General features: G+C 72.3%; 17 protein-coding genes. 12 read left to right on the top strand and 5 right to left on the bottom strand.

Annotated elements, in window-relative coordinates:
- Window positions 1-9: 9 nt before the first annotated feature.
- The 7 genes from nadD (at window position 10) to ACT80S_RS07210 (ending at window position 6,096) form a co-directional block, all read left to right on the top strand.
- Window positions 10-591, top strand: a complete 582-nt coding sequence (nadD, locus tag ACT80S_RS07240) for a nicotinate (nicotinamide) nucleotide adenylyltransferase (protein WP_377414557.1) — start codon at window positions 10-12, stop codon at window positions 589-591.
- On the top strand, window positions 591-1,334 hold the full coding sequence (gene rsfS, locus ACT80S_RS07235; RefSeq protein ID WP_377414447.1) for a ribosome silencing factor: 744 nt from the start codon (window positions 591-593) through the stop codon (window positions 1,332-1,334). Before nadD ends, rsfS begins: the two co-directional genes overlap by 1 nt.
- A complete protein-coding gene (gene rlmH / locus ACT80S_RS07230; RefSeq protein ID WP_377414444.1) occupies window positions 1,331-1,798 on the top strand; it encodes a 23S rRNA (pseudouridine(1915)-N(3))-methyltransferase RlmH in 468 nt (155 codons plus the stop codon). Before rsfS ends, rlmH begins: the two co-directional genes overlap by 4 nt.
- A 4-nt stretch (window positions 1,799-1,802) precedes the next feature.
- Window positions 1,803-2,408, top strand: a complete 606-nt coding sequence (locus tag ACT80S_RS07225) for a Maf family protein (protein WP_377414442.1) — start codon at window positions 1,803-1,805, stop codon at window positions 2,406-2,408.
- A gap of 5 nt (window positions 2,409-2,413) precedes the next feature.
- Window positions 2,414-3,898, top strand: coding sequence for a ribonuclease G (gene rng / locus ACT80S_RS07220; protein ID WP_377414440.1), 1,485 nt, complete (start codon window positions 2,414-2,416; stop codon window positions 3,896-3,898).
- Window positions 3,899-3,962: 64 nt separating this feature from the next.
- Window positions 3,963-5,105, top strand: a complete 1,143-nt coding sequence (locus ACT80S_RS07215; protein ID WP_377414438.1) for a UDP-galactopyranose/dTDP-fucopyranose mutase family protein — start codon at window positions 3,963-3,965, stop codon at window positions 5,103-5,105.
- A 13-nt stretch (window positions 5,106-5,118) separates the two neighbouring features.
- The gene (locus tag ACT80S_RS07210; RefSeq protein ID WP_377414436.1) at window positions 5,119-6,096 is read left to right on the top strand and encodes a hypothetical protein; all 978 of its coding nucleotides are present in this window, start codon (window positions 5,119-5,121) and stop codon (window positions 6,094-6,096) included.
- 21 nt (window positions 6,097-6,117) lie between these two features.
- Here ACT80S_RS07210 and ACT80S_RS07205 read toward each other — a convergent pair whose 3' ends face one another.
- From ACT80S_RS07205 to galE, 5 genes are read right to left on the bottom strand one after another with little or no spacing between them, the layout of a single operon-like run.
- The gene (locus ACT80S_RS07205; protein WP_377414434.1) at window positions 6,118-6,942 is read right to left on the bottom strand and encodes a glycosyltransferase family 2 protein; all 825 of its coding nucleotides are present in this window, start codon (window positions 6,940-6,942) and stop codon (window positions 6,118-6,120) included.
- A complete protein-coding gene (locus ACT80S_RS07200; protein WP_377414432.1) occupies window positions 6,939-8,201 on the bottom strand; it encodes an O-antigen ligase family protein in 1,263 nt (420 codons plus the stop codon). Before ACT80S_RS07200 ends, ACT80S_RS07205 begins: the two co-directional genes overlap by 4 nt.
- Window positions 8,198-9,295: a glycosyltransferase family 9 protein gene (locus tag ACT80S_RS07195; RefSeq protein WP_377414430.1), complete on the bottom strand. Its 1,098-nt coding sequence runs from the start codon at window positions 9,293-9,295 to the stop codon at window positions 8,198-8,200. The genes ACT80S_RS07200 and ACT80S_RS07195 overlap by 4 nt, the downstream gene beginning before the upstream one ends.
- The gene (gene msbA / locus ACT80S_RS07190; protein WP_377414428.1) at window positions 9,292-11,067 is read right to left on the bottom strand and encodes a lipid A export permease/ATP-binding protein MsbA; all 1,776 of its coding nucleotides are present in this window, start codon (window positions 11,065-11,067) and stop codon (window positions 9,292-9,294) included. The genes ACT80S_RS07195 and msbA overlap by 4 nt, the downstream gene beginning before the upstream one ends.
- Window positions 11,064-12,065, bottom strand: coding sequence for a UDP-glucose 4-epimerase GalE (gene galE, locus ACT80S_RS07185; RefSeq protein WP_377414426.1), 1,002 nt, complete (start codon window positions 12,063-12,065; stop codon window positions 11,064-11,066). Before galE ends, msbA begins: the two co-directional genes overlap by 4 nt.
- A gap of 82 nt (window positions 12,066-12,147) precedes the next feature.
- On the opposite strand from galE, the gene ACT80S_RS07180 reads away from it, so the two are divergent.
- From ACT80S_RS07180 to ybgF, 5 genes are all read left to right on the top strand, one after another.
- Window positions 12,148-12,912, top strand: a complete 765-nt coding sequence (locus ACT80S_RS07180) for a glycosyltransferase family 2 protein (protein ID WP_377414424.1) — start codon at window positions 12,148-12,150, stop codon at window positions 12,910-12,912.
- Window positions 12,909-13,784: a glycosyltransferase gene (locus tag ACT80S_RS07175; RefSeq protein ID WP_377414422.1), complete on the top strand. Its 876-nt coding sequence runs from the start codon at window positions 12,909-12,911 to the stop codon at window positions 13,782-13,784. Before ACT80S_RS07180 ends, ACT80S_RS07175 begins: the two co-directional genes overlap by 4 nt.
- On the top strand, window positions 13,781-15,076 hold the full coding sequence (gene tolB, locus ACT80S_RS07170; RefSeq protein WP_377414420.1) for a Tol-Pal system beta propeller repeat protein TolB: 1,296 nt from the start codon (window positions 13,781-13,783) through the stop codon (window positions 15,074-15,076). Before ACT80S_RS07175 ends, tolB begins: the two co-directional genes overlap by 4 nt.
- A gap of 72 nt (window positions 15,077-15,148) precedes the next feature.
- Window positions 15,149-15,709 (top strand): peptidoglycan-associated lipoprotein Pal, encoded by a 561-nt coding sequence (gene pal / locus ACT80S_RS07165; RefSeq protein WP_377414417.1) that lies wholly within the window; start codon window positions 15,149-15,151, stop codon window positions 15,707-15,709.
- A complete protein-coding gene (gene ybgF / locus ACT80S_RS07160) occupies window positions 15,709-16,491 on the top strand; it encodes a tol-pal system protein YbgF (RefSeq protein WP_377414414.1) in 783 nt (260 codons plus the stop codon). The genes pal and ybgF overlap by 1 nt, the downstream gene beginning before the upstream one ends.
- The last annotated feature ends 10 nt before the right edge of the window (window positions 16,492-16,501 follow it).

Below are 16,501 nucleotides of genomic sequence, written 5' to 3'. Positions count from 1 at the left end.
CGGCTCGGCATGTTCGGCGGCGCGTTCGATCCGCCGCACCTGGCCCACGTGGCCCTGGCCCGCGCCGCCATCGAGCAGCTCGGGCTGGACGAACTGCGCGTCTTCCCCACGGGCATGGCCTGGCACAAGTCGCGGGCGCTGACCTCCGGGCCGCACCGCCTCGAGATGGCCCGGCTGGCCTTCGCCGAGGTGCCGCGCGCCGTGGTCGACCCGCGCGAGGTGCGCCGTGACGGCCCCACCTACACCATCGACACGCTGCGCGAGCTGCAGCGGGAATTCCCGCAGGCGCAGCTGGTGCTGGTGATCGGCGCGGACCAGGCCGAGGCCCTGGACAGCTGGCGCGAGGCCGGGGCGATTGCCCGTATCGCTACAATATCGATAGCTGAGCGCGCCAGGCCCCAGGAGCCTTCGGGCTCGTTCGATGCCTCCCGCGTGCCGGGCGGCCACTGGCAGCCCATCGAGCTGCCCTCCATGCCGTTCAGTGCCACCGACATCCGCGCCCGCGTTGCGGCCGGCCAAGGGATCGACCATCTGGTTCCCGCCCCGGTGGCGCGCTATATTGACCAACACCTTCTTTACCGACCGACCTGATGACCCAGCAAACCGCCGTCAAGAAAGACACCCAGCGCCTCCAGCGCGCCATCGTCGAGGGCCTGGAAGACGTCAAGGCACAGGACATCCAGGTCTTCAACACCGAGCATCTCTCCCCGCTGTTCGAGCGCGTGATCGTCGCCTCGGGCACCTCCAACCGCCAGACCAAGGCGCTGGCTGCCAGCGTGCGCGATGCCGTGCGTGACGCCGGCTTCTCCAAGCCGCGCATCGAGGGCGAGGACAACGGCGAGTGGATCATCGTGGACTGCGGCGCCGCCGTGGCGCACATCATGCAGCCCGCGATCCGCAACTACTACCACCTCGAGGAGATCTGGGGCGAGAAGCCGGTGCGCCTGAAGCTCGGCGCGCCCAAGCCGGCCCAGGCTGCTGCGCCCGCCAAGAAGGAGGCCCCGAAGAAGGAGCCCACCTCGCTTCGCCGCAGCAGCGCGGTGAAGACGGCCGAGCGCGCCGCCAAGGCGGCCGACGAGGCGGCCAAGAAGGCCCCGGCGAAGAAGTCCGCGGCCCGCAAGGCGGCGCCCGCGAAGGCCCCGGCCAAGGCGGCCGGCAAGACCGCGGCCGCCAAGCCCGCGACCGCCAAGCCCGCGGTGAAGGTCGCGGCCAAGGCTCCGGCAAAGAAGGCCGCCCCGGCGGCCAAGAAGGTGGCGGCCAAGTCCCCGGCCGCCAAGGCGCCGGCCAAGAAGGTCCCCGCGAAGAAGGCTGCCGCCAAGACGCCCAAGGCATGAAGCTGGTCGTCGTCGCGGTCGGCCAGCGGGTGCCCGACTGGGCCCAGACCGCGTGGGACGACTACGCCAAGCGCTTCCCGCCCGAGCTGAAGCTGGAGCTGCGCGCGGTCAAGACCGAGCCGCGCGCCTCCAAGACCGTCGAGGCGATCTACGCCGCCGAGCGCGAGCGCATCGAGTCGCAGATCCCCCGGGGCGCGCGCATCGTCGTGCTCGACGAGCGCGGCACCCACCTCACCACCCAGGCGCTGGCCACCAAGCTCAAGGACTGGCAGCTCGGGGGCGATGACGTCGCCCTCGTGATCGGCGGCCCCGACGGCCTGCAGCCCGCCTTCCGCCAGGCTGCCCATGAGCGCATCCGCCTGTCCGACCTGACCTTGCCGCATGCGATGGTGCGCGTGCTGCTCGTGGAGCAGCTGTATCGCGCCTGGTCGATCAACGCCGGCCACCCCTACCACCGCGAGTGAGTGCATGAAACCCGCCTTCGTCTACCTCGCCTCGCAGAGCCCGCGGCGGCGCCAGCTGCTGGAGCAGCTGGGCGTGGCCCATGAACTGCTGCTGCCCGATGCCGGCGAGGATGCCGAGTCCCTCGAGGCCGTGCTGCCTGGGGAGGCGCCCCTGGCCTACGTGCGCCGGGTGACCGGACTCAAGCTCGACGCCGCGCTCGCGCGCCTGGCGCGCCGCGGCCTGCCGCCTGCCCCGGTGCTGTGCTCCGACACCACGGTGGCCCTGGGCCGCGTGATCTACGGCAAGCCCGCCGACGCGCGCGACGCGCAGCGCATGTTGTCCGAACTGGCCGGCCACACCCACCGGGTGCTGACCGCGGTGGCGGTGGGCACGCCGCGCAAGCGGCGGGAGGCGGTGAGCGATTCGCGCGTGACCTTCGAGCCCCTGACCCGCGCCCAGGTCGCGGCCTACGTGGCCACCGGCGAGCCCCTGGGCAAGGCCGGGGCGTACGCGATCCAGGGGCGCGCCGCGATGCACGTCAGCCGCATCAGCGGCAGCTATTCCGGCATCATGGGACTGCCGATGCATGAGACCGCGCAGTTGCTGCGCGCCTTCGGCCTCCTGAAGTGAACCCCATGGCCCTCCAACAAGACATCCTGATCAACTGGTCCCCGCAGGAGACCCGCGTGGCCATCGTCGAGAGCGGCGCGGTGCAGGAGCTGCACGTCGAGCGCACGCTGGAGCGCGGCCTCGTCGGCAACATCTACCTGGGCAAGGTGGCCCGGGTGCTGCCCGGCATGCAGTCCGCCTTCATCGACGTGGGACTGGAGCGCGCCGCCTTCCTGCACGTGGCTGATGTCTGGCAGCCCCATGCCGAGCCCGACGCCGGCCGGCCGCCGGCGCCGCAGGTGCCGATCGAGAAGCAGGTGTTCGAGGGCCGGGCCATGATGGTCCAGGTGATCAAGGACCCGATCGGCACCAAGGGCGCGCGCCTGTCCACCCAGGTCTCCATCGCCGGCCGGCTGCTGGTCTTCCTGCCGCAGGACGACCACCTCGGCGTCTCGCAGAAGATCCCCCTGCAGCAGCGCGAGGCGCTGCGCCAGCGGCTGGTGGCCCTGGTGGGCACGCGCGAGACCGGCGGGGGTGGCGGCTTCATCCTGCGCACGAATGCCGAGGATGCCTCGGACGCCGAGCTCGCCGACGACATCGCCTACCTGCGCAAGACCTGGGCGCGCATCCGCCAGGCCGCCACCTCGCAGCCGCCCGGCACCCTGCTGCACCAGGACCTGAACCTGCTGCAGCGCGTGCTGCGCGACCTGGTGGGCGAGGAGACCCAGAGCATCCGCATCGACTCGCGCGAGCAGTTCGCCGCGCTGCAGGCCTTCGGCCAGGAGTTCATGCCGGCGGCCGCGGCCAAGCTGCAGCTGTACAAGGGCGAGCGCCCGATCTTCGACCTGTACTCGATCGACGACGAGGTCGCCCGCGCGCTGGGCCGGCGGGTGGAGCTCAAGTCGGGCGGCTACCTGATCGTCGACCAGACCGAGGCCCTGACCACGGTGGACGTGAACACCGGCGGCTATGTCGGCGCGCGCAACTTCGACGAGACCATCTTCAAGACCAACCTCGAGGCGGCCCAGGCCATCGCGCGCCAGCTGCGGCTTCGCAACCTGGGCGGGATCATCATCGTCGACTTCATCGACATGGTGCGGCCCGACCACCGCGACGCGGTGCTGGCCGAACTGAGGAAGCAGCTCGGTCGCGACCGGGTCAAGACCATGGCCGGCGGCTTCTCGCAGCTGGGCCTGGTGGAGCTCACGCGCAAGCGCACCCGCGAGTCGCTGGCCCAGGCGCTGTGCGAGCCGTGCCCGGCCTGCCAGGGCTCGGGCCAGGTGAAGACCGCGCGCACGGTCTGCTACGACATCCTGCGCGAGATCCTGCGCGAGGCCCGGCAGTTCAACCCCCGCGAGTACCGCGTGGTGGCCTGCCCCCGGGTGGTGGAGCTGTTCCTCGACGAGGAGAGCCAGCACCTGGCCGGCCTGTCCGACTTCATCGGCAAGCCGATCTCGCTGCAGGCCGACTCGGCGATGGGGCCGGAGCAGTACGACATCGTGCTGCTCTGAGGCCGGGGCCGGCCGCGCTGGGCCGGCCGATAGAATCGCCCGGTTCCACTCGCAGGGGGTCTCCATGATCGGAATCGCTGGCGCCGGCTTCTCCGGCGCCGTCATCGCGCGGCAGCTCGCCGAGGCGGGCCTGCAGGTCACCGTCCTGGACCGCCGTCCCCACATCGCCGGCAACTGCCACACCGAGCGCGACGCCCCGTCCGGCGTGCTGGTGCACCGCTACGGCCCGCACATCTTCCACACCGACGACGACGAAGTCTGGGCCTACGTGAACCGCTTCGGCCGCTTCATGCCCTACGTGAACCGGGTCAAGACGACGGTGCGCGGCGAGGTGTTCTCGCTGCCGATCAACCTGCACACCATCAACCAGTTCTTCCGCACCACCTGCTCGCCGCAGGAGGCGAGGGCGCTGGTCGAGTCCAAGGCCGACACCTCCATCACCGAGCCCAAGACCTTCGAGGAGCAGGCGCTGCGCTTCGTGGGCCGCGAGCTGTACGAGGCCTTCCTGGCCGGCTACACCCGCAAGCAGTGGGGGCTGGAGCCCTCGCAGCTGCCCGCCGACATCCTCAAGCGCCTGCCGGTGCGCTTCAACTACGACGACAACTACTTCAACCACCGCCACCAGGGCATGCCGGCGGACGGCTACACCGCCATCGTCGAGAAGATCCTGGACCACCCGGGCATCACGCTGCGGCTCGGCGCCACGCTGTCGCGGGACGACCTGGGCGCGTACGAGCATGTCTTCTACTCCGGGCCGATCGACGCCTTCTTCGGCCACGCCCTGGGCCGCCTGGGCTACCGCACGCTGGACTTCGAGGAGGTGCGCGCCGAGGGCGACTTCCAGGGCTGCGCGGTGATGAACTACGGCGACCCTTCGGTGCCCTGGACCCGCATCAGCGAGCACAAGCACTTCGCGCCCTGGGAGACGCATGCCGCCACGGTGTGCTTCCGCGAGTACAGCCGCGAGTGCGGGCCCGACGACACGCCGTACTACCCGATCCGCCTGGTCGAGGAGAAGGCCCAGCTCGCCGGCTACGTGGACCTGGCGCGCCAGGCCCGCGGCATCAGCTTCGTCGGCCGCCTGGGCACCTACCGCTACCTCGACATGGACGTCACCATCCGCGAGGCGCTGGACGCCGCCGCCGCCTTCCTGAAGCACCGCGCCGAGGGCAGCGCCCCGCCGGCCTTCTTCCGCTCGCCGCTCTGACCCGGGACCCGCCTTGCCGCAATTCAAGAAGATCTTCGTCGCCGCCCCCGGCAACACCGTCACCGGCGGCCCCGAGCTGCTGCACCAGCTGGTGCACGAGCTGCGCGGGCTGGGGCAGCAGGCCTTCATCTGCTACACGCCGTTCGAGAAAAGCTTCGAGTGCCCCGCGCCGTACCGGATCTACGACGCGCCCCAGGCCGCCTTCGAGGACGCGCCCGGCAACCTCCTGGTCGTGCCCGAGGTCTCGCCCGGCCTGGCCTGCTCGGTGAAGCAGGCGCGCGCCGCGATGTGGTGGCTGGCGGTGGACGGCTTCCTCGTGCACTCCGGCGAGTCCGCGCTCAAGGACCGCTGGCGCAACCTGCGCTACAAGCTCACCGGCCGCCGCCCCTGGACGATGCGCCCGCTGCGCCCGCTCCTGCACTTCGCGCAGTCGCAGTACGCGGTGGAGTTCCTGCGCGGGCACGGCATCGAGGCCGCGCCGCTGTCGGACTACCTGAACATCGCCCATGACGTGGCCGGCGAGGCCCAGGGCGAGGCGCCGCCGCGCGAGGCCCAGGTGGCCTACAACCCTAAGAAGGGCAAGGCGGTGACCGCGGCCCTGATGGCGGCCTGGCCCGGCATCCGCTTCGTGCCGATCGCCAACCTCACGCCCGCCGGCGTGGTGGACCTGCTGCGGCGCTCGGCGCTGTACATCGACTTCGGCCACCACCCGGGCAAGGACCGCCTGCCGCGCGAGGCCGCCATGGCGGGCTGCTGCGTCATCACCGGGCGGCGCGGCTCGGCGGCCAACCCGGTGGATATCCCGATCCCGCAGAAATACAAGCTCGACGAGCGTGCGCCCGGCTTCGTGCAGGCCTTCGGCGAGGTGGCGCGCGCGGTGCTGGCCGCACCGCAGGCTCATGCGCCGGATTTCGATGCGTACCGCGCGACGATCCGCCGCGAGCGCGAGGTGTTCGCGCAGCAGGTACGCGACGTCTTCACCCGCGACTGACGCGGGCGGCGCCCCGGCGCGTCAGCGCCAGACGAACTGGCCGTCCACCCGCTCGCCCTGCAGCGTCATGCCGAACTCGGCGAGTTCGGCCTCGCGCCAGGCGCGCTGGCGCTGCTTCAGGCGCAGCTTGTCCAGCTTGCGCTCGAGGAAGGACTTCCCCAGCAGCCGGTAGGTGGTGCGCGCGCTCAGGCCCTGCTTCTCCTTGAGCCCGCGTTCGCGCTTGAGGGCGCTGAGGGTGATGGAGCCGTAGTGGTGCAGCCAGGAGGAGCCGACGACGCCGGTCTGTATGCCGGCCTTGTCCAGCTCATGGAAGAACAGCGTGTCCTCGAAGCCCCACAGCGAGGGGGTGGCGCGGAAATAACCGATGCGCTCCCACACCGACTCGTGCACCACCAGGCACACCGCGTGGCGGGCGCCGCGGCGCACCACATGGCCCATGCGGCGCCGGGCGTCGGCGGCGAAGGCGTCGAGGTCGTAGTCGAGCGGGCCCTCGACCATGCCGGGCGAGACCACGTCGAGGCGGTGCTCGCGGGCGCTGGCGATGAGGTGGTCCAGCCAGCCGGCGGTGACGACCACGTCGTTGTTCATCACCACGCTCCACTCGGCCTGCTGCGCCAGCACGCCCTGGTTCCAGGCCACGCCGCAGCCCAGATTCTTGCGGTTGAGGATGATGTTGCCCAGGGGCAGGGTCTGCAGGTACTCGCGCGTGCTGTCGGTGGAGCCGTTGTCGACCACCGCGGCATGGCGCAGGTCGAAGCCGTGGCGCACCAGGCTGTCCACGCACTGGCGGGTGTAGTCGACCTGGTTGTAGCAGGCGAAGGTGATGCTGGCGTTGGGCTGGGTCACGGTTGTCGGGGTTGCAGGGCGATGGCGCCGAAGGCCGCGACCATCGTCCCGTAGAAGGTGGACAGGTAGACGAGGTTGGACACTTCGGAGGTGAAGCTGGCGGTGAGGTAGCCGCCCACCACCACCAGCCCCAAGTATCCCGCAGTGCGGGCCGGGCCTTCGCCGGCAAGCGCCGCGCGCGCGAACAGGGCCAGCGGCACGAGGTACAGCGCGGCCCGCGCGAGCAGGCCCAGCACGCCCATGCGCATCATGTGCTGCAGCCACTCGTTGTGGGTGCCGCTGTGGATGAAGGTCGCGCGCATCAGGTCGGTCCACAGCGCGGCGGTGGCGGGCAGCGCCTCGGGTGTCGGCAGGGTGGTGAAGCCCCAGCCGGCCCATGGGTGCTCGAGGAAGGCGGCCCAGGCCACCTGGAACAGCGAGAGGCGGATGCCGATGGAGGTGTCCGGGTTGGCGCCGGCGAGGTAGGCGGGGATCTCGGTGGCCACCAGGTCGACGCGGGTGCGGACCACGGGCGAGAGGGCGTACAGGGCCAGCGCCGCCAGCGCCAGCGCGCCCAGGGCCAGCGCCAGGTGCAGCGGCCGGCGCAGCCGCCCGGTGCTGGCCAGCCAGAGCAGGGCGAGCAGGGGCAACATGAGCCAGCCGGTGCGCGAGCCGGTGGCCAGGGCGATGCCCAGGCCGGCGAGCCAGCCGGCCAGCTTGAGGGCGCGCAGGGCCGCGGTGTCGTCCGCGCGGACCAGGAACAGCGAGAGGAAGCCGACCAGGGCCGCATGCTGCGCCAGCATCAGCGGGTCCATGAAGTAGCTGGCGACGCGGTCGCCCCAGTGGAAGCGGGCCGCGCCCGGCGCCAGCAGCAGCGCCGCGCACAGGAGCAGTGACAGCGGCACGGCCACGCCAGCCGCGCGCAGCCAGTCGACCCGGCGCTGGTGCAGGTACACCAGCAGCGCGCCGCCCAGGGCCACGCGCAGGGGCGGGTCCAGGTGGCGCGGCGCGAACTCGCCGTGCAGCGCCTGCGCCAGGGCCGTGAGCGCCAGCGGCGCGCACAGGGCGGCCACCGCCAGGGCCAGGGGACGGTGCGCCCCCAGGGCGCGCCAGCCGCCGGCGGCGGTGACGCGCCACACCGCCACCAGGCCCAGCAGGGTGCCGCCGGCATTGAGCCAGCCGCGCAGCACGAAGTAGGGCGCGACGACCGCGCCGAGCGCGAGGGCCAGCACGCCACCGGCGTCCTCGATCCAGCGCGGGCGGGCGAGGGCGGGGATCACGGCTGCTTCGGGTCCGCGACGGGGCGCACGATCTGCGCCAGGACGGTTTCGACCACCAGGGCGGGCGGGATCGACTGCAGGCAGTCGCTGCGGCTGTCCCGGTGGTCCTCGCAGCCGGCGCGGCCGCAGGGCACGCAGTCCTGCGGGCCCTGCAGGAGCGCCACGTTGCCCGCGACCTGGCGGCGGGCCGAGCGCTCGAACAGCTCGCGCGCGGCGGCCTTGGCGGGCCAGGGGGCCCAGCGCAGCGGGTTGGTCGGGCCGAACAGGGCCACCGTGGGCGTGCCCGTGGCGGCGGCCAGGTGGGAGACCGAGGTGTCCGGGCCGACGTAAACAGCCGCGCCCTCGAGCAGGGTGCGCAGCTGCCGGAAATCGAGCCAGCCCGAGGCATCGACCAGCGCCGGCGGCTCGGCCAGCGCCCGCAGGGGTTCGATGCAGGCCTGGTCACGCTGGCCGGCGCTGCCGGTGAGCACGACCTGGATGTCCCGGGCCAGCAGGGCGCGCACCACCTCGGCGTAGTGCGCCAGCGGCCACTGCTTGTACTCCCACATCGAGGGCGCATGCAGGGCCACGTAGCCGGGGCGCAGGCGGGCCGCGAGTTCGGCCGGCAGGGGGGCGGCGGCCGGCGGCACCACCTGGGGCACGCGCGGCGGGCCGGCGAGCCAGGGGTCGAGCAGGGCGAGCTTTTCGACGGTGACATGCACCGCGCCGCGGTCGCCGGCGATGGTCACCGCATGGTCCAGGAGCGCGCGCTTCCACCAGTTGCTGCCGCCGGCCTCGGGCAGCAGGCCGCTGCGGGTGCGCGCGGCCAGCCAGCCCAGGGCATGGGCGCGGTCGCCGGGCTGGGTGACCAGGGCCAGGTCGTAGCGGCGCCACAGCTGGCGCGCCAGGCGCCAGAAACCGCCCCAGCCGAGGCGGGCCGGTGTCTCGATGCAGGCATCGATGTCGGGGTTGCCGGCGAGCATGCCCAGGGTGCCCTGGAAGCCGAGCATCTCGATGCGGGCCTCGGGCCAGCGCCGGCGCGCGGCGCGCACCAGGGGGGTGGTCAGGAGCACGTCGCCGATCTGGCGGGTGGCGATGACCAGGATGCGCTTCATGCGGCGGCTGCGGCGCCCGTCGCCCCGGTGGCTGCGGCGGCGCCCAGTTGCAGCGCGTGCAGGCGGGCATACAGGCCGCCGCGGGCCAGCAGCTCGGCGTGCGAACCGCTCTCGGCGACGCGGCCCTCCTCGAGCACCACCACGCGGTCGGCATGCTCGATGGTGGAGAGCCGGTGGGCGATGATGACCGTGGTGCGGCCGGCCATGAGGCGGTTCAGGGCCTCCTGCACCAGGCGCTCGGACTCGGCGTCCAGCGCCGAGGTGGCCTCGTCGAGGATCAGGATGGGGGCGTCCTTGTACAGCGCGCGGGCGATCGCCAGGCGCTGGCGCTGGCCGCCCGAGAGCTCGGTGGCGTTGTGGCCGGTGACGGTGTCCAGGCCCTGCGGCAGGCTGCGCACCAGGTCGCCGAGGTTGGCCGCCTCCATGCAGCGCAGCACGCGGTCCCGGTCGGGCGTGTCCTCGAGGGCGACGTTGCGCGCCAGGGTGTCGTTGAACATGACCACGTCCTGGCTCACCAGGGCGAACTGCGCGCGCAGGGCGTCCAGGCGCCACTGCGCCAGCTCCACGCCGTCGAGCGCGATGCGGCCGGCATCGGGCAGCACGAAGCGGGGCAGCAGGTTGGCCAGGGTGGTCTTGCCCGAGCCCGAGGGGCCGACCAGGGCCACCACCTGGCCGGGGGCGATCTCCAGGTCCAGGCGGTCCAGGGCGGGGCGGGCGTCGTCACGGTACTGCACGGTCACGCCCTGCAGCGTGATGCGGCCCTCGGCGTGGCCCGCCGGGGCATGCGTGCCGCCGGACTCGGCCGGGATCTGCTCGACGAGGTCGATGCCGCGCTGCACCGCTGCCAGGCCGCGCGAGATCGGGCTGGCCGCCTCGGACAGGCGCTTGATGGGTGCGATCAGCATCAGGACCGCGGTGATGAAGGAGGCGAAGGTGCCGACGGTGATGCCGTCCTGCGACTGCCACAGCGCGATGCAGATCACCACCGACAGCGCCATCGCCGCCAGCATGTGCGTGAGCGGGGTGATGGCCGCCGAGGCCGCGGCGGACTTCAGGGCGAGGCGGCGCAGCACGCCGCTGAGGTCGGAAAAGCGGCGGGCCTGGCCGGGCTGCGCGCCGTGCAGGCGCACCACGCGCGCGGCCAGCACGTTCTCCTCGACCACGTAGGCCAGGTCGTTGGTGGCGGTCTGCGTGCTGCGGGCCAGGCGGTAGAGGCGGCGCGAGATGGTGCGCATGATCCAGCCCACGCCCGGCACCACGAGGAACACCACCAGCGTGAGCTGCCAGTTCAGGTACAGCAGGTACCCCATGAGCGCCAGCAGCGCCAGGCTGTCCTTGAGCAGGCCGATGACCGAGTTGACCAGCAGCGTGGCGCCGTTCTGGACCTCGAAGACCACGGTGTTGGACAGCGAGGTCGCGCTCTCCTCGCCGAACAGGGCCAGGCGCGCGTCGAGCACGCGGGCGAACATCGCCTTGCGCAGGGCGAGCAGGCCGTCCTGCGTGATGCGGGCCAGGGCGAGGTCGGCCAGGAAGCCGGCGCTGCCCCGCAGCGCGAACAGCAGCAGCAGGGCGGCCGGCACCATCCACAACGGGATGCCGTCGCCCTGGAAGCCCTTGTCCAGCAGCGGCTTGAGCAGGGCGGGCACCAGCGGCTCGGTGGCCGAGGTGGCCATCGTGGCCAGGGCCGCCACGACCCAGTAGCGGCGGGTGTTGCCGAAGTAGGGCGCCAGCCAGCGGACGGCGGACAGGTCGATGCCGAGAAAGCGGCTCACGCGGCGCGGGGGGCCCGGGCGAGCCGCTGTTCCCACTGCCAGGCGTGGGTGATGAGGGTGTCGAGGTCGCCGTACTGCGGCTGCCAGCCCAGCTCGGCGCGGGCACGCGCGGCGTCGGCCACCAGCGAGGGCGGGTCGCCGGCGCGCGGCGGGTCGTCGCGCAGCGGGATCGGGTGGCCGGTCACGCGGCGCGCGGCCTCGATGACCTGGTTGACCGAGTGGCCCAGGCCGTTGCCCAGGTTGTAGGCGGTGGTGGCGCCGCCAGCCTCCAGGTGCCGCAGCGCCAGGAGGTGGGCCATGCACAGGTCCTGCACGTGCACGTAGTCGCGGATGCAGGAGCCGTCGGGCGTGGCGTGGGTCGAGCCGTAGCGGGCGATCTCGGCGCGGCGGCCGGAGGCGACCTGCAGCACCAGCGGGATCAGGTGGGTCTCGGGGTCGTGGCGCTCGCCGAGGCTGCCGTCGGGGTGCGCGCCCGCCGCGTTGAAGTAGCGCAGCGTCACGGAGCGCAGGCCGTGGGCGGCGTCGTAGTCCTGCAGCAGGTGCTCCACGGCCAGCTTGCTGTGGCCATAGGGGTTGATCGGGTGGGTCGGGTGCGACTCGGGGATCGGCACCTGCACCGGGTTGCCGTAGACGGCGGCGGTGGAGGAGAAGATGAAGCGGCGGATCCCGTGGCCCCGCATCGCGTCGAGGAGCGAGAGGGTCTGCACCAGGTTGTTGCGCCAGTACTTGCCCGGCATCTGCACCGACTCGCCCACCAGGCTGGAGGCGGCGAAGTGCATCACGCAGGACGGCTTGAACTCATGGAACACGCTGGCCATGAAGTCGCGGTCGCCGATCTCGCCCACGCGCAGCGGTGCGCCCTGCACGGCATCGGCGTGCCCGGTGGCGAGGTTGTCCACGACCACCGGCTGCAAGCCGTGGTCCCGCAGCATGCGGACCATGTGCGAGCCGATGTAGCCGGCGCCGCCGGCCACGAGGACAGAGGACTCAGAGGGCATGGATGGGGGGTGCAATAATCGAACGACCGATCAAACCGGGAATTATGACGCGGTGCTCCCGGCCGCCGGCTTCCCTAGCTAAATGAAACGTCTGTCGATCATCATCGTGGCCAAGAACGAGGCCGGCAACATCGTGGACTGCGTCCGGTCCGCGCGTTTCGCGGACGAGGTGATCGTGCTGGACTCCGGCAGCACCGACCAGACCGCCGCCCTGGCCGAGGCCGAGGGCGCCCGGGTCGTCGTGACCGACTGGCCGGGGTACGGCCCGCAGAACAACCGGGGGATCGACCTGGCCACCGGCGACTGGTTCTTCTCCCTCGACGCCGACGAGCGCATCACCCCCGAGCTGGCCCGCGAGATCCGCGCGGCCATCGAGCGCGACGACTGCGACGGCTTCCGCGTGCCGCGCATCTCCATGTACTGCGGCCGCTTCATGTACCACGGCGGCTGGCGCCCCGACTACACCTGGCGCCTGGCGCGCGCCGGCCAGGCGCGGTTCACCGAGCACTACCTGCACGCCCACCTCGAGGTGAAGGGCCGCAAGGGCACGCTGCGCGAGTCCATCGTGCACTACAGCTTCCGCACCATGGAGTCGGTGATGGAAAAGACCAACCGCTATTCGTCCGCGGGCGCCCGCGACATGGCGGAACGGGGCCGCAGCGGCTCCCTGGGCAGCGCCGTCGCGCACGGCCTGTGGGCCTTCATCCGCACCTACTTCCTGCGCCTGGGGTTCCTGGACGGGCGCTGGGGCTTCATGCTCGCCGTGTCCAACGCGGAAGGCACCTACTACCGCTACCTCAAGCTCTGGTTGATGACGCAGGTCGCCGAGGACGCCCCGGGCCGATGAGGACCGGCTTCGTCATCGTCACCTACAACCGCAGCGATGCGCTGCTCGCCGTGCTGCGCGCGCTGGCGCCGCAGTGCCAGGCGGGCGACGTGATCGTGGTGGCCGACGACGGCTCGCGCCCCGAGCACGTGCGGGCGGTGGCCGAGGGGGCGCCGGCCGCGGCCTGCCCCGTGCTGCACCTGTGGCACCCCGACCAGGGCTTCACCGCGGGACGCGCCCGCAACCTCGGCGCCCTGGCCGCGCGCGAGGCCGGCGCCGACTACATCGTGTTCATGGACGGCGACTGCGTGCCGCATGCGGGCTTCGCCGCCATGCACCGGGCGCTCGCGCAGCCGGGCGCCTTCGTCAATGGCAGCCGCGTCCTCCTGAGCGAGCGCCTGACCGCGCGCGTGCTGGCCGGCGAGCTGGACCTCACCACGCTGGGCCTGGTGCAGTCGCTCAGGCTGCGGCTGGCGGGCGACCTGAACAAGCTGGCCCACCTGGTGCAGTGGCCCGGGCTGGCCGGCCGCCGCGAGCGCAGCTTCCGCTGGCGGGGCATTCGCAGCTGCAACTTCGGCCTGTGGTGGGACGACCTGGCGGCTGTCAACGGCTTTGATGAAACATTCAGCGGCTGGGGCCACGAGGACGCCGACCTCGTCCTGCGGCTGCACAATCAGGGGCTGGTCCGCAAGAACGGTCACCTGGCCACCGAGGTCTTCCACCTGTGGCACCGCGAGGCCAGCCGCCAGCACGAAGCCGCCAACCGCGCCCGGGTGCAGGCCCGCATGCTCGAAGGCACGCGCCGCGCTGCGGTGGGCCTGGAGCAGGCGCGCGGCGCCGGCGAGGTGAAGGTGACCCCACTGGCGCCCCTGCAAGGAGAACGACGCACATGAATTCCCTGGGAGATTGGTCCCGCCGCCGCGCCCTGGGCGCCACCGGCGCCCTCGGGCTGCTGGCCGCCGCGCCGGCCCTCGCGCAGTTCCGCGTGGAGGTCTCGGGCGTGGGCCTGACGCAGCTGCCCATCGCCGTCGCGCCGCTGCGCGGCGAGGGTGACGCGCCGCAGAAGATCTCGGCCATCGTGATGGCCGACCTCGAACGCAGCGGCCGCTTCCGCAGCATCGACAGCGCCGGCCTCGCGCTCGACGAAACCTCCCGGCCCGACGTCGCCCCGCTGCGCCAGCGCGGCGCCGACGCCCTGGCCGCCGGCAGCGTCACCCGCCTGGCCGATGGCCGCTACGACGTGCGCTTCCGACTGTGGGACGTGGTCAAGGGCGCCGACCTCGGCGGCCAGAGCTACGCCGTCACCGCCGGCGACCTGCGCCTGGCGGCCCACCGCATCGCCGACTTCATCTACGAGAAGCTCACCGGCGAGCGCGGCGTGTTCTCCACCCGCATCGCCTACGTCACCAAGGCCGGCAACCGCTACAACCTGTGGGTGGCCGACGCCGACGGCGAGAACGCCCAGTCGGCCCTGGCCAGCCCCGAGCCGATCATCTCCCCGGCCTGGTCCGCCAGCGGCACCCAGCTGGCCTACGTGTCCTTCGAATCGCGCAAGCCGGTGGTCTACGTGCACGACGTCGCCACCGGCCGCCGCCGCCTGCTCGCCAACTTCCGCGGCTCCAACAGCGCGCCGGCCTGGGCGCCCGATGGCCGCAGCCTCGTCGTCACCCTCAGCTACGAGGGCGGTTCGCAGCTGTACGCGATCGACGCCAACGGCGGCGAGCCGCGCCGGCTGATGCAGTCCGGCGGCATCGACACCGAGCCGGTGTTCTCCGCCGACGGCCGCAGCATCTACTTCGTCAGCGACCGCGGCGGGGCGCCCCAGGTGTACCGCGTGGCCTCCAGCGGCGGCTCGGCCGAGCGGGTGACCTTTTCCGGGAGTTACAACATCTCCCCCGCCATCAGCCCCGACGGCCGCTGGCTGGCCTACATCACCCGCAATGGCGGCGGCAGCTTCAAGCTGCAGGTGATGGAGCTGGCCACCGGCACCGTCACCAGCCTGACCGACACCACCGCCGACGAGAGCCCCAGCTTCTCGCCCAATGGCAAGCTGATCGTCTATGCCACCCGCCAGGGCGGGCGCGAGGCGCTCATGACCACCACGCTCGATGGCAAGATCAAGGCCAGGCTGGCGGGGCAGGGCGGCGACATCCGCGAACCCGACTGGGGGCCGTTCGGGCGCTGAGCGGCCCGGCCCCACCGTCACCCCCGACCCGATTCCGATTCGATTGACCAAGCAGTAGCAGGAGACCCCAGAATGCACAAGCACCTCACCCGCCTCGTCCTGGCCACGGCCGTTGCCGCCTTCCTGGCAGGCTGCTCCTCCAGCGTGAAGCTGGACGAGAACGTCCCGGTCGAGGACCGCAGTGGCAAGGCGGCGGGCACCGGTACCGGCGCCGGCGCGGGCGGCGCCAACCCCAACGCCACGCAGAGCCGCGTCGCCCCGGTGAACGCGATCGACCCGGCCAGCCAGGCGGCCGGCCCGGTGGGCGTGGCCCGCATCGTCTACTTCGATTACGACAGCTACGTCATCAAGCCCGAGTTCCAGTCGCTGATCGAAGGCCACGCGCGCTACCTCAAGGCCAACGCCGCGCGCCGCATCTCCATCGAGGGCCACACCGACGAGCGCGGCGGCCGCGAGTACAACCTGGCCCTGGGCCAGCGCCGCGCCGAAGCCGTGCGCCGCTCGCTGGGCCTGCTCGGCGTGGCCGACAACCAGGTCGAGGCCGTGAGCTTCGGCAAGGAGAAGCCGGCGGTGCAGGGCAGTGACGAGGCGGCCTGGTCGAAGAACCGCCGCGCCGAGATCACGTACCGCTGATGCGCGCCGTCACCCGCTCCCTGATGTCCGCCTGCGCGCTGGCGGCGGCCGCCTTGGCGGCCCAGCCCGCGCATGCGCTGTTCGAGGACGACGAGGCCCGCCGCGCCATCCTCGACCTGCGCCAGCGGGTGGAGGCCCAGCGCCAGGTCATCGAGCGCCAGGCCGAGGACCTGCGCAAGTCCGGCGACGACGCCAGCCAGCTGCGTCGCAGCCTGCTGGACCTGCAGACGCAGATCGATTCGCTGCGCGGCGAGCTGGCGCGCCTGCGCGGGCAGGACGAGCAGTTCGCCCGCGAGATCGCCGAGCTGCAGCGCCGCCAGAAGGACGTGGCCCAGGGCGTGGAGGAGCGCCTGCGCAAGTTCGAGCCGGTCAAGGTCACGGTCGATGGCCGCGAGTTCATGGCCGACCCCGCCGAGCAGCGTGACTACGAGGCCGCCCTCGGCGTGTTCCGCAAGGGTGACTTCGCCGCGGCGCTGGTCTCATTTGGCGATTTCACCCGCCGCTACGCCACGTCCGGCTACCGGGCCTCGGCGCTGTTCTGGCTGGGGAATGCGCAGTACGCGACGCGCGACCTGCGCGGCGCGATCGGCACCTTCCGCGCGATGCTGCAGGAGGCGCCGGACCATGCGCGTGCGCCCGAGGCCGTGCTGTCCATCGCCAACTGCCAGATCGAGCTGAAGGACACCAAGGCGGCTCGCGTGACGCTGACCGACCTGACCAAGGCCTACCCGCAGTCCGAGGCCGCCGCCGCTGCGCGCGAGCGCCTGGCCAAGCTGAAGTGACGCGGGACGC

It is taken from the genome of Ramlibacter sp. MAHUQ-53 (genome assembly GCF_052600055.1).
This window is presented reverse-complemented; position numbering and strand designations above follow the sequence as displayed.

Excerpts from the sequence above, each read along its gene's own strand:
- nadD (WP_377414557.1), top strand. The coding sequence starts at position 10 with ATGTTCGGCGGCGCGTTCGATCCGCCGCACCTGGCCCACGTGGCCCTG.
- rsfS (WP_377414447.1), top strand. The coding sequence starts at position 591 with ATGACCCAGCAAACCGCCGTCAAGAAAGACACCCAGCGCCTCCAGCGC.
- rlmH (WP_377414444.1), top strand. The coding sequence starts at position 1,331 with ATGAAGCTGGTCGTCGTCGCGGTCGGCCAGCGGGTGCCCGACTGGGCC.
- ACT80S_RS07225 (WP_377414442.1), top strand. The coding sequence starts at position 1,803 with ATGAAACCCGCCTTCGTCTACCTCGCCTCGCAGAGCCCGCGGCGGCGC.
- rng (WP_377414440.1), top strand. The coding sequence starts at position 2,414 with ATGGCCCTCCAACAAGACATCCTGATCAACTGGTCCCCGCAGGAGACC.
- ACT80S_RS07215 (WP_377414438.1), top strand. The coding sequence starts at position 3,963 with ATGATCGGAATCGCTGGCGCCGGCTTCTCCGGCGCCGTCATCGCGCGG.
- ACT80S_RS07195 (WP_377414430.1), bottom strand. The coding sequence starts at position 9,295 with ATGAAGCGCATCCTGGTCATCGCCACCCGCCAGATCGGCGACGTGCTC.
- galE (WP_377414426.1), bottom strand. The coding sequence starts at position 12,065 with ATGCCCTCTGAGTCCTCTGTCCTCGTGGCCGGCGGCGCCGGCTACATC.
- ACT80S_RS07180 (WP_377414424.1), top strand. The coding sequence starts at position 12,148 with ATGAAACGTCTGTCGATCATCATCGTGGCCAAGAACGAGGCCGGCAAC.
- ACT80S_RS07175 (WP_377414422.1), top strand. The coding sequence starts at position 12,909 with ATGAGGACCGGCTTCGTCATCGTCACCTACAACCGCAGCGATGCGCTG.
- tolB (WP_377414420.1), top strand. The coding sequence starts at position 13,781 with ATGAATTCCCTGGGAGATTGGTCCCGCCGCCGCGCCCTGGGCGCCACC.
- pal (WP_377414417.1), top strand. The coding sequence starts at position 15,149 with ATGCACAAGCACCTCACCCGCCTCGTCCTGGCCACGGCCGTTGCCGCC.
- ybgF (WP_377414414.1), top strand. The coding sequence starts at position 15,709 with ATGCGCGCCGTCACCCGCTCCCTGATGTCCGCCTGCGCGCTGGCGGCG.